Raw genomic sequence first — 13,543 nt, forward strand, 5'->3', positions numbered from 1 at the left:
CTTCGCCCACACCAGACCAAGAAGAAACCAACGGCTGTTCCCTCTTGGTTCTTTGTTAACGAATTGGCCCAGCCGCCCCGCAACATTTTCCCTATGGATTAAACAACAGCTGCGAAAAGGTCGTGATGGGGATTGATCCAGCTTTTAACTTCATTTGCAGACTGCTTCGGCCCATCTTGCAGTAAAGAGTGAAAATGCTAACGCTTCCGATGGGGATCTGATAGGCAGGATGCCTGAATGCCTTGTAGCACATGGATGTGCGAGAAAGGCCTGTCAGGCTCACGCATTCTTTTATAAAAAGTCTTCAACGGCCTCAATTTTTATTGAGCCTGAAGCTATGGGTCAGATCACGCATGCTGTTATAAAAAGTCTTCAACGGCCTCAAGATCAACCATTAATTTGGCTCTTCGTAAATGAATATGACGGACTCGTTTGTGTCCCAAAGCTTGTTAGCACTAAAGCGCTATAGCACCCAGCATTAGTATAAAGGTGAGTATGCTCATTACTCTTCCTCTAAATCATACGCAGGCAAGGTCGTAAGTCGATTATCATCGATCGGGCTACCCACAGTGAAGTGGTAGAAACTTTGCCACTCGCGGGTTTCGATGCCGAAGGCCGTATGCACTGGGTCATCGAAGTAGCAGCCGATCCCGGTGGCGCCAATGCCCGCCGCCTCGGCCTCAAGGTAGAGCACTTGCCCGATCATTCCGGCCTCCCAGAACAAGTTCCGGTAAAAGCTGGCGCCATAGGTCGCCAGGCTATCCATGTAGTCGGCGAGCATGGCCAGGCTAAAAGCGCCATCTGCGGCGATGTTCTGGCCGCAGGAGACGGTACTAGCCAGCGTTCGACAGTCGCCTTTTCGCAGTAGGTATAAGGGCAGTCCACTCGGGCAGTCCGGCACGCGCTGCCAAGAAAAGTCGGCATGCATCACCCGCTTAAGGGTCTCCACCTTGAGAGGATCTCTGATCAGCGCGTAGATGCCCGGCACCAATCCGTCGACGCGGTGCACGAACAGCCCTAGATGGATGCGAGAGCGCCAGGAGAGTGTATCCCAAGGCATTGCTTGATTCTCTTTAGTTGGCATCAGTCGGCCGAGCATAGCAAAGAATGTTGCCCGCGAGATCGCCGTCGTGCCATCCATTGCGACCGCACTGCGGCGACCAATAATCGCCCGCTCCGCAGTGAGCTCGGCCTCACCGATGTGGCCACTATTAGGGGTGACGAGCAACGCATCCGCCGAGGGAAAGCCTGCGAAATCTTCTTTAATCGGCGTGCTGGCGCAGCTTCGTATCGCCTGTGTAACTGTGTCGATTGCGGGCCACGCCACACTGTTGGCGGGGCTCAGCGTGTTGGCCCTGCCCTGCCAAAGTACGTCACTACCGTGAGCTGTCAACGGCGTAGATTTCATCAATGGAGCGGCGGTTATATCCGCTACGGCTACATTCGGTGAAATCACTGCGAGTAGGTCCGCTTCCTCGCGTTCCGCCGCCGCGAAATCCTCATCTCGGTCTAGCCCAAGCAGGTTGGCAAGGGTGGCATCACTGATGTTGCCTTGCAGCACCAATGTCCATCCAAGCGCCGCTGCCGCGATACGCAGACTGGCCAGCGCGTGCCCAACATCATGCTGGCAGTAACGGAACGCGCGCTCACCATACTTCCAAGCTTCACGCCATTGCACCGACGACAGACCAACCAAAAAAGAGCCCTCAGGGAAAGAACCCTCACCAAAATACTCAGTCAGTTCGGACCACCGCGCAGCATTGAGCACCGCGCGCCGTTCAAGCGCGTGCTCCCTCGGCGCATAATGGTACAAGGCGGGCGTAGCGCCGATCTGCTCAATCTCAGGCAGTAGGGCATAGCCCTCGGTTGGATGCAGATTTCCGCTCGAGGGATTGACCCGCAACGGCCACTTGGTATCACCAGATTTTTTCCATGCCGTCAGCGACAGTGCATAGCGGAAAAAAAGCGAGACCGACGCTAAAGACAATGGCATCGGCGGCACGCTCGCGCTCACATAGAGCTGCCAATAGGGTAGCGGGCGGCCCAGCTTCGGCAGCGGGAGACGTACAAGATCCGCTCCTGCGTAACGCCTAAACGGATCGGGCTGCGTCGCCCAATCCATGTAGCCCAGTGCGGCGGCATAACGGTGAAAGTGATGTTTACTCCGCTCGTGGTAAGCGACAACAGCCTCGTCGGCAGAGGTATCCATCTCACCGACTAATGTTTGAGAAGTCACGACGAACAGCTCAAATACGACAAACCACCGACGGCAAAAAATTCAGATGCCTTGAGTCGATAGTATTTGTCTTCCACTTCCTGGGACTGCTCTGCGTAAGGCTGCGTCATGACGGCCTGTAGTTCTCGAACGAGCGAGTAATCACCCTCGCTCGCTTGGCTGTACGCAGGAACAAGCAACCACTCGCGCAAGCTGTATTTTGGGTTGACCAGTTTCATTTGCCTAGCGATCTCCTCACGGGTGTGGGGCTGCCCTGTCTTTGCATCAGTTTTCGCCTCGGTGCTGCTGCCGACCAGTGATTGCCATTGTGTAAGCCAAGCTGACCAGCGCAGGTCCAGTCCTTCGGGGGCTCGCTGCAAGTCCTGGTAGAAGCTTTTTTTCAGTGGCTCAATATCGCTAGGCAGCGCCGAAAGCTCGCGGAAGAATATGGTGTAATCAACAGGGGTTTGCACCATAAGTGTTTCGAGCTCATTAAATAGCGCTGGATGAAAAGTGCTAAGTCCAAGCTTGGCAGCCCACATCTGCTCCATTTGTGCTTGCATCTCGGTCGAAAAGCCATTTACCAACTGCTGGAGCTGTTCCAAGTCATCTGGCTTAGACGCCAGCAATGGGCTTAATGCAGTGCAAAACATCAGGAAATTGCGTTCCGCGGCTACGGGTTGATTGAGAAAAGCGAAGTGCTGTCCGCCACCCGTCCAAGGCTGATATTGCGGGTTGAACACATCGCAGAATCCGAAGGGACCATAGTCGAGTGTGAAGCCACCAGCTGCGCAGTTGTCGCTGTTGAAGTTGCCTTGGCAATAACCGACACGGATCCAGTTTGCCACCAATGAAGTCAGGCGGCTACGGAACTCGCGCGCCAGTAACAGCACTTTTTCGGCGCTGGTCAGTTGCTGGTCGATAACATCCGCGTATTCTCGTTCGACTAAATGCAACATCAACTGTTCAAGCTCCTCCAGCGCTTTGGGGTGTTCCTGCTTGCGGGCGCGGCGGCCGAAGAGCTCGAGCTGACCGACCCTAATAAACGAGGGTGCAACACGCGTCGAAATAGCAACAGCCTCCGTTATAAGTCTATCGGGATCGGGCGAGTGCGAGCCCTGGGAGTACCACGGCCGCTTGACCGTCTCTGTTTTAGACACATACAAACTCAGCGAACGAGACGTTGGCACGCCGAGCGCATGCATATGCTCCTGTGCTAGGAACTCCCGCACACTCGACCGCAGCACGGCGCGACCGTCCGCGCCGCGGCAATATGGCGTGCGGCCACCCCCTTTGAGCTGCATTTCCCAGCGTTGACCCTTGATGACAGCTTCAAGCACGGAAACAGCGCGGCCGTCGCCGTAGCCATTGCCGGTTCCAAACGGACATTGCTGGGTGTATTCGGTGCCGAAGATGGACAGTGCATACCCACACGCCCAACCGACCTTGCGCATCGGCTCCGGCACCTGCGAGATGTCGCCGGAGAACATGCGAACGAAGTCAGCCGACTGCGCCATGCTGTCTGCAAAACCCAATTCGCTAAAAAAGGTTTTGCTGTGCGCAACGTACTCTGGGTCTTCAATGGGTGTCGGCTTAACGGGGACGTAGTGCCCCGTGAATACTTGTCGCGGCACATAGTCGATGCCATTTTGTTTCGCGTCAGGATCGCCGTTGAGCGTGTCCATGAGTGAGTAGTTGGCTAACTTAGCGAGATCGTCGAGTGTCGCGACGGTTGGGGAAGTTTCCTGGGACAGTTGATTTATCATAGGGGTACCTCATGGATTGGGTAGAAGGGCAGTTTCCCCGCTGCGAGGTCCATCGCATCGACGATTGTTCGATTTATGGGGCGAACCTTTTCAGCATAACGGCGAAGGCTTGTCGCTGGAGCACCTGAGAAAACGCGCATCCCAGGTTGCTAATGTAAAGCTTGCCTTGCAGGATCGAAATCTTGCCATATGGCCATGAATCACCATGATCGACTCCTTGCAGAATGTCAGCTCGCTCTTGGCAATAATCATGTTGGCCACCCAGGACATAACAAGGGGTAGCTGGGCTAGCGGCGATCCGGCTGCTCGTTTTTTGTTGCAAAAAAAGAGGGGCCGTCAGGCTCTAGGTTCGACTCCAAAAGACCTTACACGTATCAGAGACGGCGAGCAAAGTCTCCACGAAAATGCTGATGGACAAGCAAGGAATCAGACATTCTGTCTAATGGAACGATTTTTCAGAAGTTATCAAACTGAATGGACGCCCAAACATGAGTATATCAGTTTTGTATAAGCAAATGATGATATTCCGGATGATATACTGAAGCACTCCAATACAATACGTGATCATGGTTATAAGAATTATATGACTCCAACAGCAGCCGAAATGGCCGCGTAAAGATGCATCGCCTGTTTGTATACAGATTGAGTTGACCACATCACACGTTACATGTCAGGAAGATTAATTATTGCAAATAAAAAGTACATGTAACTAAAATTTAGATTTAAAAGTTAGAAAACCCTTTAGCAGCAAGGCTTGCGAGATTGTTATCTAATTTTCTTTGTAGCTATCTAACTTTTCACCATCTTTCTTTATCTTGAATGGGAATTAAAAAGTTAAAAATTAGATAGTATTGCGTTCGATAACATCTAACTTTTTGACTGACTCTGTCGTGCAGCAAATTAGTCCCATAATTCAGCTTTTCATCTAGGTTGACATCGTAACGCACAATTGGACAAAAATGATTTAGAGCATTTGCCCAATTTCGGTTATATAAAATTAGTTTTAGTAGGCCACTACAGGTTAGATCGCAATGTAGTACCAAAAAAAGTTACTTATTGCAGTGTTGAAGAAGACTGATTGACTGTCTCAATGGTAGACTTGTTGCGTATTTAACTAAGCGTGTCTGATTGATACGCTCCAATCAAATAAGTGCAGCATGATAACAAGAATATTTATTATGATAGCTCTATTGCTATCAACAGCGATATTCGCTTCGGAAAGCTCTCAGACAACTTCACAACTAGAGAAAAAAGCTATCACAGCGGAACAACTCTCAAAGCATCTAGAAGAGCTCACAACGAAACTTGAAGCTGTTTCTAATGAGAATGCAGAGCTTAAAAACTCTATCACTCACAACATTGAGAAAGTGCAACAGCAATTCACGCAGATCAACACTAAAAATGCAGAAATAGCTCAATTTCTCAAAGAGCAGAATCTGGATTATGAATCGCTCGAAAAGCGAGATGTGGACTTGAAACTGTTTATGGATTCACCAAATAAACCAGCTTGGATTAATTTTGTAGCAGTGATAGTCAGTATTGGTGGTTCTATTGGACTCTCACTCTATTTTCTTAGGGGAACATTAAGAAGAGAAACACACAAACAAATTCTTGATAGTAGAATTAATGCTCGAACAAGAAAGGCTGAGCATTTAGACCTCCTCAAAGCACAACAGAAGCAAAATGATGATTTGCTGAAAAACCAAGTTCAACTTGCCAAAAACGAACAGGATGAGCATCACAAAGTTGTAATTGATGAATTTCGTCAAAAGTGGATTAACACCTTTCGAGATGAAGCTAGTAGTTATGTCAGAGTCGCAACTCAATTGCTCAATTTCTATGAAATCGAAAAAGATATACTTGTGATAGTTAAAAGTTTGAAAAGTGCTGAAAGACAGTGCGCTAATTTTCGAGATGAATTCAGTAAAGGAAATAGCGGATTTCCACGAATCCTCTTAGAAAGCAACAATGATGATTACAAAGAATTAAAAATGCACGAGAGGCAAGCAAGAGAAGACTTTGACAGTATCAAAGCCACATATGCAGAGCTTAAAAAACTTGAATCTGAACTAATAGAAAAGAAAATTAAGATTAGTTTTTTGCTTAATCCAGATAAAGACGCAAACAGTTTAAATGATAGAGCTTTTGATGATGAAATATTAAAATTAGCAACCCATATAAATGATGCATTTATCTCCGAACAAAGGGTGTACCAAGCACTTACAAACGAACCTGATATCAAAGAAAATCTCAAAAAGTTTCAGTGCATCGTACCCTTAATGCTTAAAGCTGAATGGGATCGAGTGCAGAGAAAACAGCAATAACAAACACCGCGATAAAATTGTCGTATTACTTCTCGATAAATAGAAGGTGTCAAAATGAACAAACTCGAAATAGCACCTAATATGCTTTATCGTGCAGCTAAATCGTACATTGAAGCTCAAGATGATTTCGACTACATCCAAGCAATTCTACTTGCAGGTTCTGCGATGTACATTTGTGAACCATTACTTGAAGAACAAGGACTACCGACACAAGCGAGAGAAAGAGCGGATCGAATTATCAAACTACGTGAAGCATGTGTAAAAATGGATAACAACAAACTCAAAATAACATGGGATGCAAAACTATTTACTGAGAGGAATAAAGAACACATTAGGTGCGTTTCGCGAGTTGAAGATAGAAAGGTATACAACGCGTTAAAACACTCAGGTATCTTTGGCTTTGATAAAAAAACTAGAACAAGATACACGAAAAAAAAAGCAAGTGATGATCTCGAAATGATTGATATCTTGGGTGAAAACCTTGATTTTCGCACAGCAGCAGAAGATATAATAATCGATGCAATTCAAGATTATAAAAATCTAGATTTCAACGGTAAATTTAAACCCTACAATTTGGGAATTGAGATCCGCCGCGTACTTGATTGTATCTACCTAGAAGACGCTTTCTAATAACTTCTGGTAGGGCTGGTACATTAATAATTTGTGAATGAGTTTAGACTCTGAGTAGAAATGGGGCAATAACGACTTAGAGTGGTTAATTAAAGTTACGAAAATGGACAACAAAAAGCACAACAAAATCTGGCTGCATTTCAAAGCTGGAGTGCTACTCAACAAGACGACGACTTTAAACAAATACTACATAGAGGTCAGATGACCTCCTTCTTGATTTAAGTTACACTTTTCAAGTTGAGTTATATTTTGATACTCTTTACATTGCTAGAATGTTGTCTCGTTACCGTTTTATAGCGATGCAGCTCCCACGTTAACTGAGCCACGGAGGTCGCCATAACTTTCATTTCCTCCCTGAATTGGTCATTCTCAGCCCGTAGCCGCTTGTTTGACTCGACCAAGTCGTCATGTTTCTTCTTATCAACCTGCTTCTTTTTTGTGGGCAGCCCCTTATTAACCACTTGAGGATTAGGATGAAAATGAGCTTTTTCCGCTAAAATCATATCCAGCAAGGCGGGGTGATTTTTACATGACCCGTTTGCCACGCCAGCGCGTTTCTCTACAGCGTAAGGACTGATTTTTTTGCCTTCTTTCTTCAAGGATTCAAAGGCATTCATTAGTTTCGTTTTTACGTTCGCCATTACAATGCTCCCAGTTCAAACCGTTCAAATTCAATACTGTGATCACGCATCACCTTCTCCGCAGCACGAATATCAGACAGTTCACGAGCAAGTGTGTTCTGGTTATAGAACCCCATCTCTTTCATTTGTTGCATCTTCATCCCAATCCTTTGATGACGATTTTGCCAACGAGTTGCTTCGGCTTGATTGATATTTAAGCTTTCACACTCACGACCAACACAAGTCGATGGTTCAAATAAGTGGCCCATACTGCACTTCTCACCCGCAAAACATGTACCGTAACCTGTTGATTTATTTGCCCCTTTAGTTTTTTTGATAAGTTCATTAAATTTCGCTTCTGACATTACTCTAGGATCGCCATCAAATGATTTAATATACCCTCCTGATTGTTCATCAGGGTTATCCACTATGTCCTTCAAGTAGATTATATGGTTTTCCATTTCAGCGTCTTCAATCGCTTTTTTAACGCTGGCAGGGTTCTCTATCCCTAGCAGTGTCAACACATCTGCATGACTGGCGTAAATGGCGGTCATAGACAAGTTTATATGCTTAAACTGATGCTTTAATGCAGCCAATGTTACCAAGCCATTTCCGACGACAAAATGAGCAAAAGTCCGCCTGAGTGAGTGAGTCGAAAAATGCCAATAAAACGTTCCGTCTTCTCGCGCTTTAATTGGATTGGATAGAGCTGGCACAACGGGATTTAATAAACGATAAATCTCATCCATTTCATCGGGTTCGTATGTAATATCAAGGTTTTTTGAGAAGCGCGTAAATAATTTCCCAAGGTTAGTGGTGTTTAAATCAGCATCTTTTAATTGGCTGTTGATGTTATTGCCAGAATTCCTGATTTCATCAAAACTGAAGCGTGGTGAGCAATGAATGTCGCCTTTGTTTGAGCGATATTCGTCATTTAGTACGATTAAGACTTCCAGTGCCTCTTTACAGATAGGCGCACATGCCCAAGCATCTTCTCTTGGCAACTTCTCCAACTTGCGCGTCCAAGAGCGCAAGGTACACAGCTTCAAGCCATCAAGTTCCACTTCTTTGTAAGAGGTAGCATTGATTTGCGTCAACTCACAGATACGCATCCCTGTAAATGCGGAGAGTGACATAAAACAAGCCCCCTCTATCATCTTAAATTGATCTACAGCTTGTCGCTCTGTTCGTCCGTATTTTTTTGCATAGGATTTCACATCCCTAAGGTCTGCCAACTTTTTGTGAGCCGCTGTCACATCTTTCATTAACCGCCCCATGAGCTGCTCATAAATGACAGGGATGATCGTAGGATAATGACCTTTTCCTGTTGCTGAGTATAGCTTGGCGATTTGGTTGATCGACTTACCCTCTGGAATGCCTAGTGAAAAGTGTGATTACTCTGGAAAGTGCTTATTGACTTGCGTTAGCACACTCAAAGATTGTAGATAAATTTTTACGCTTTTTTCACTGAGGTTTTTTGAATCATGGAGTAACTGATTAAAAACCAATTCATTGCTTAATAAAGAAAAGGAATCAATAGCAGTGCCCTTAAACACTCTCAACGAACTATTTACCTTTTTTTGTATGACTTGGCATTGACTGAATTTGCGAAAAGTTTCTCCTTCCATGCTCAATAATTCTCCTTGAGCGCCCCAAATCAGAAAATAGATGCGCTGCTTTAACTCCAACAACAGCTTAGGGTTGTGCTTATCTGGATGGAAGTTGATTTGGTATAATGATTTGACTTCATTGGTGAGATTAAAGAACGCATTATAATCCCATTTACCCTGCCCAAAATATGAAACAGGGTTTCCGTTTTTATCCACACTGACCACCGTTTTATCATTGGGCATCACAAACTGGCCTGATGATTGTGGTAATGCGTATTGCTCAAACTTGCTCAAGTCCATACTGATACTGTGCATAACTTACCCCCTAAATATATCCATCACTGAATCTTCATCCCATAACGGGTGACACTCGCGCTCGAGCAGCTTCATGGCTGCCTTTAAATGCGCTTTCTTGAATCGCTCCTTGAGTTTATTGAGGTTGGCTTTTACTTCACCAAAATTTGTGATGAAGTGTTCTACACTTCGGTGTGCACCCAGCGCTTCATTCAGTCGCTTCTCAAAAGACAGTAATCGCCATATATCATGAGGCTCATCTACCACGCCAAAGTTCGTGCAGGAAAAACACTTTACGACAAAACCACAACCCAACTTGGACTGCTCTTCTTTTGAAAGGAGACCTGTACGCGCTATGTTCTTTTGAAACTCCATTTTTTCGGGCGTATCAGCCCCTTTACAGAAGCCGCCATTATTAATCTCAACAGCTTGTTGCTCAGTATCTTTAGACATCTTAAGCGCCTCCCATTCCTCGTGAGAAATAACGACACCAGTGGACTCTTTAGCCTTTGCAACGGCAACAACAGCTCCGCCGTCAGGGTTCTCGCCCAAATAATGTAATGCAGTCAAACCAAACGCCAATTGCTCACAGGCTTCACCCTTTGAGACTTTGCCATAGTTTGAACTATCGTAGGTGCCAGGTGCATTACGGGTGTTTTCAGCGGCTTTCTTTCTTCCCATCTTGTGTTCGGCATATTGCTTAATGGATGACTTCAATAAATTACAGTTCAAACGGAAATCAGGATTTTTTTCGATTAAGGATTGAATGCGTGAAGAGTCCTTGACCAAATAATTTTGAGCATAACTCGATAGGTTCATGTTTGATGGCGCTGCACCGTTCATTTTTCTAAACAGGTAATGATTATCCAATCCTAACGAGGCGGAATGGGCTTTTGATAGGGCAAGGTGTGATTCGAAAAAGCTCTGACACGTCGCCCTTGGTGTGAAAGTACGAAGCTCAACTGTGTAGCCCCGCGTTTTAAGCCCTTCAATACTGATGCGACCTGCCCCTGATTTTTGGCACACCCACTCATCTTCCAGGAACATATTCAAGGTTTCTGTTTGACCCGTTCCTAAATAATAAATCGTCAGGAATACCCCATTACAGACCAATCTATCGAAGGCTATCCTTCTTTTAGCTTCCGTTAAGGTATTATCCTGATACCGCTTTAACAGTGCCTTGCGGTGTTCTAACAACGAAAAGCCAATGGAGCGAAGTATCTTGGGTGTGTAGTTAGCGCAATCCAGTGAGGCTGATGCAGTACCAAGGTTCCGAGCCGCTTTAGGGATTTGTCCGAATCCAAATTTTTTGCAAATTGAATTTAAGTTCGAACCCTGCCAGCCAAGAGTCTTTGCGCGGATAGGTTTATCATGTAACCCTTTACCTGTGCTGGCCATTGATAGGTATGTTGCATGGATATACTGAGTACATGTTTCAGACGAAAACTCGACTTTTGCTTTTCGCTTGCCACTTTGAGCATTGAAAGCATATTTAATAATCATTCCAATATTTCTGAAATGTGCAGTCTTGCTTGACTCTCGCCAGCCAGATTGTTGAAACTTAGAAATCAATAAACGAATGTGTTCATCTGTGGCATAGTCTTTTAAGACTGCAAAGTCACACGTTGAACGACTCCCAGATCCATTTTCCCAAACGTATCTCCACTTGGTAATGGTGGTCAGAGTATTATCTGTGACCATCTCAGACGTTGGTGTAGAGCGATAGCTTCGAGCATTATCCTTAACGTCGGTATCGACAAAATCAGTCATGATAACGCCTCATTCTCTAGTAAATTCGTCGTTATCTCAGGGATTAGATTCTTCTCAGGGTTACCCTCGTAGTGCTTTAGATACAACATCGTAGTGTCCAGGTCTTTATGGCCCATTTCGTTTTTAAGTGTTGTTAGTGCTTCCAGCGGAGATAGGCCCGCTACTTTAGATAATGACTCAAACTTATTAGCGCCAAAGGTCGCCCTACAGTCATGCTCTTTGTGTTTAAAGTGAGGGTTACTGTTTTCTTGTATCGCGGCTCTTAACTTACTCCAGAGTGTATTAAGGCTTTGAGTGCTAAAAGCGTCTCCATCTTTATTGATAAAAGCAGGAGGACTCATATCTCCCGTATTCATAAAATAAAGTTGCTTCCGTTTTTTATATCTATCACTTTGATGATATTTATTCATACCTTCCATCAACCAAATAGGCATTGAGACCTGACGGTCAGTGTCATATTTTGTTTTGCAATCATGGGCTGGGCCAATCCAAATACTTGTTAGTGTTTTTCCTTTGAACCCCTTGGGAATAGAAAAGTGCTTAGGTTTTATGTCCGTAATCTCAACAGAGCGCAGGCCTACTGAGAGCGCTACGCACACCATCAGACGAAACTCCCTAGATAACCCATTGCAGTGCCAGTTCTCTCTAACATGCTGTAGATCAAGTTTATTTAAGGGTTGTAGATTGGTTTCTTTTGTTTGGCTACGGATTGAGCAATCCGTTAAGTTTTGACCATATTTAGTTACGCCCGTGACGACAAAAGGCAACTGAGATATATAACCGTGACGGAGGCAAAATATGTAAAAACGCCTCACAATAGAAAGTGCTGCCACTGCTGTACTGCGGCCCAAGTTACCTTTCTCAATACTATCGTTCAAATAAGCTCTATAAAGGAAAATGGGGTAACGCTGTAGCTGTTCTTCATGATCATTCCACTTAAGGTTATTAGCCTCCAAGTAACGATAATATCTCAAGAGATGAAAGCAAGTGGGTTTTAAGTCTTTAGTTCCCTCAACGATACGACGACTTAGGAAGTAAGCATTTGGTTCAAACACTGGTCTGCCTGTGCTTGTAAAGAGCATCAGAAGCCCTTTGAATGACATTGGCCTATCAACACTAAAGGTACTTCCATCTACAGATACGTCTACGTCACCAATGCCAATATTATCGTTGGTTTCTACGAGGTGGTAAAAATGTTCCATCACTTACTCCAGACTACCCATATAAAATCTAAGTTTTAATATAGGTTGCAATCTAAGTAAGTCAACATAAAATAAAATGCCTATGCAGTTGGCTCAGTAAGAATGTATTGGCGTGTGAATTATTGCCAAATTTAACAATCTGTTAGGTATTTCTCTTTCCATTTGTCTACGATTGAACCGATAACAGAACTCGCTCAGGTATTCTTGTAGGTACTTTCCTGAAACACCATGAAATGTCCCAAGTAAAAATGCCTTTAAGTTACCAATGGCAATATGAACCCAAGGCAGCCATTCATCAACAAGCTCACTGGGGGTAACCCTCGCTTCATGTTGTTGAGTCTTATCTATAATGTTCAACGCAGGTAAGCCGTCTGTATGCACTTTTTGCTGTCTCGTTAAGTGTTTGGCAACGAACTTTTCAACACTATCATGGCAAACGCTATTCACAGCCTGCATAGCAATAAATCCAGCTCTTTTTCCTTTGCTTTCAACGGCAACTAAAACAGGTGTTTTACCTTCTGCTCCACGTCCACGCTTGCCCTTCCTTCTGCCACCCACTAACGCATCATCAATTTCAATAACGCCTGACAGTCTATATAAGCTGTCTCTATGGCCCATAGCCGTTCTCAGCTTACTTAATATCAAACGTGCCGTTCGCCAATTAACTTCAATGTGCTTGCTCAATCTTAATGCTGAAATACTGCCTTTATCTGAGCCTAAAAAGTAGATTGCCCAAAACCACTTAGTGATAGGAATACGGCTACCGTGGAATAATGTGTCTGCTGTGACCGATGTTTGTTTATGACATTGACTGCATTCATATACATTGCGGGTTGTAAGCTCATAGGCATGCTCACAAGAGCATCTAGGGCAAACAAAACCATTAGGCCATCTCATTTTCTTAATGTGATTTAAGCAATCAATTTCAGCGCTGAATTGACGTTGCCATTCAAAAAAACTCGTTTCAGGCATTTTCATAGCAAATCTCACTTCTAGTCTTGATTTATACTATAAGAATAAGCCAAAACTGACTCAGATGCATAGGCATGTAAAATAATATCTAGTTATAATCTAATTATTACTACTTTAAGCGTAAGGTGGGTGTAAAAAAG

Annotated in this window: 10 protein-coding genes; 2 read left to right on the forward strand and 8 right to left on the reverse strand. The window is 44.7% G+C overall.

The features are described 5' to 3' along the window. Positions 1–502: 502 nt before the first annotated feature. Both EGC80_RS00325 and EGC80_RS00330 read right to left on the reverse strand, forming a co-directional pair. Positions 503–2,236: a SagB/ThcOx family dehydrogenase gene (locus EGC80_RS00325; RefSeq protein ID WP_206191868.1), complete on the reverse strand. Its 1,734-nt coding sequence runs from the start codon at positions 2,234–2,236 to the stop codon at positions 503–505. Then, positions 2,233–3,981, reverse strand: coding sequence for a protein adenylyltransferase SelO (locus EGC80_RS00330; protein ID WP_124013547.1), 1,749 nt, complete (start codon positions 3,979–3,981; stop codon positions 2,233–2,235). Before EGC80_RS00330 ends, EGC80_RS00325 begins: the two co-directional genes overlap by 4 nt. 1,178 nt (positions 3,982–5,159) lie before the next feature. Here EGC80_RS00330 and EGC80_RS00340 point away from each other — a divergent pair. Both EGC80_RS00340 and EGC80_RS00345 read left to right on the forward strand, forming a co-directional pair. Continuing rightward, positions 5,160–6,305 carry a hypothetical protein gene (locus EGC80_RS00340; protein WP_124013546.1) on the forward strand — a complete coding sequence of 382 codons (1,146 nt, stop codon included), beginning with the start codon at positions 5,160–5,162 and terminating at the stop codon, positions 6,303–6,305. Between the two features lie 54 nt (positions 6,306–6,359). After that, complete coding sequence (locus tag EGC80_RS00345) at positions 6,360–6,935, forward strand: hypothetical protein (RefSeq protein ID WP_124013545.1); 576 nt, start codon at positions 6,360–6,362, stop codon at positions 6,933–6,935. Positions 6,936–7,177: 242 nt separating this feature from the next. Here EGC80_RS00345 and EGC80_RS00350 read toward each other — a convergent pair whose 3' ends face one another. From EGC80_RS00350 to EGC80_RS00370, 6 genes are all read right to left on the reverse strand, one after another. Then, a complete protein-coding gene (locus EGC80_RS00350; protein ID WP_124013544.1) occupies positions 7,178–7,576 on the reverse strand; it encodes a hypothetical protein in 399 nt (132 codons plus the stop codon). After that, complete coding sequence (locus EGC80_RS00355; RefSeq protein ID WP_233768570.1) at positions 7,576–8,820, reverse strand: site-specific integrase; 1,245 nt, start codon at positions 8,818–8,820, stop codon at positions 7,576–7,578. The genes EGC80_RS00350 and EGC80_RS00355 overlap by 1 nt, the downstream gene beginning before the upstream one ends. Positions 8,821–8,949: 129 nt before the next feature. Then, entirely contained in the window at positions 8,950–9,480 is a 531-nt protein-coding gene (locus tag EGC80_RS22590) for a hypothetical protein (RefSeq protein WP_233768571.1), read from the reverse strand. 3 nt (positions 9,481–9,483) lie between these two features. Next, positions 9,484–11,229, reverse strand: a complete 1,746-nt coding sequence (locus EGC80_RS00360) for a hypothetical protein (protein ID WP_124013543.1) — start codon at positions 11,227–11,229, stop codon at positions 9,484–9,486. After that, complete coding sequence (locus tag EGC80_RS00365) at positions 11,226–12,431, reverse strand: tyrosine-type recombinase/integrase (protein WP_124013542.1); 1,206 nt, start codon at positions 12,429–12,431, stop codon at positions 11,226–11,228. Before EGC80_RS00365 ends, EGC80_RS00360 begins: the two co-directional genes overlap by 4 nt. Positions 12,432–12,524: 93 nt before the next feature. Then, positions 12,525–13,409 carry an IS1595 family transposase gene (locus tag EGC80_RS00370; RefSeq protein WP_124693443.1) on the reverse strand — a complete coding sequence of 295 codons (885 nt, stop codon included), beginning with the start codon at positions 13,407–13,409 and terminating at the stop codon, positions 12,525–12,527. Between the last annotated feature and the right edge of the window lie 134 nt (positions 13,410–13,543).

It is taken from the genome of Shewanella psychromarinicola, assembly GCF_003855155.1.
In the GTDB taxonomy this organism is placed as follows: Bacteria; Pseudomonadota; Gammaproteobacteria; order Enterobacterales; family Shewanellaceae; genus Shewanella; species Shewanella psychromarinicola.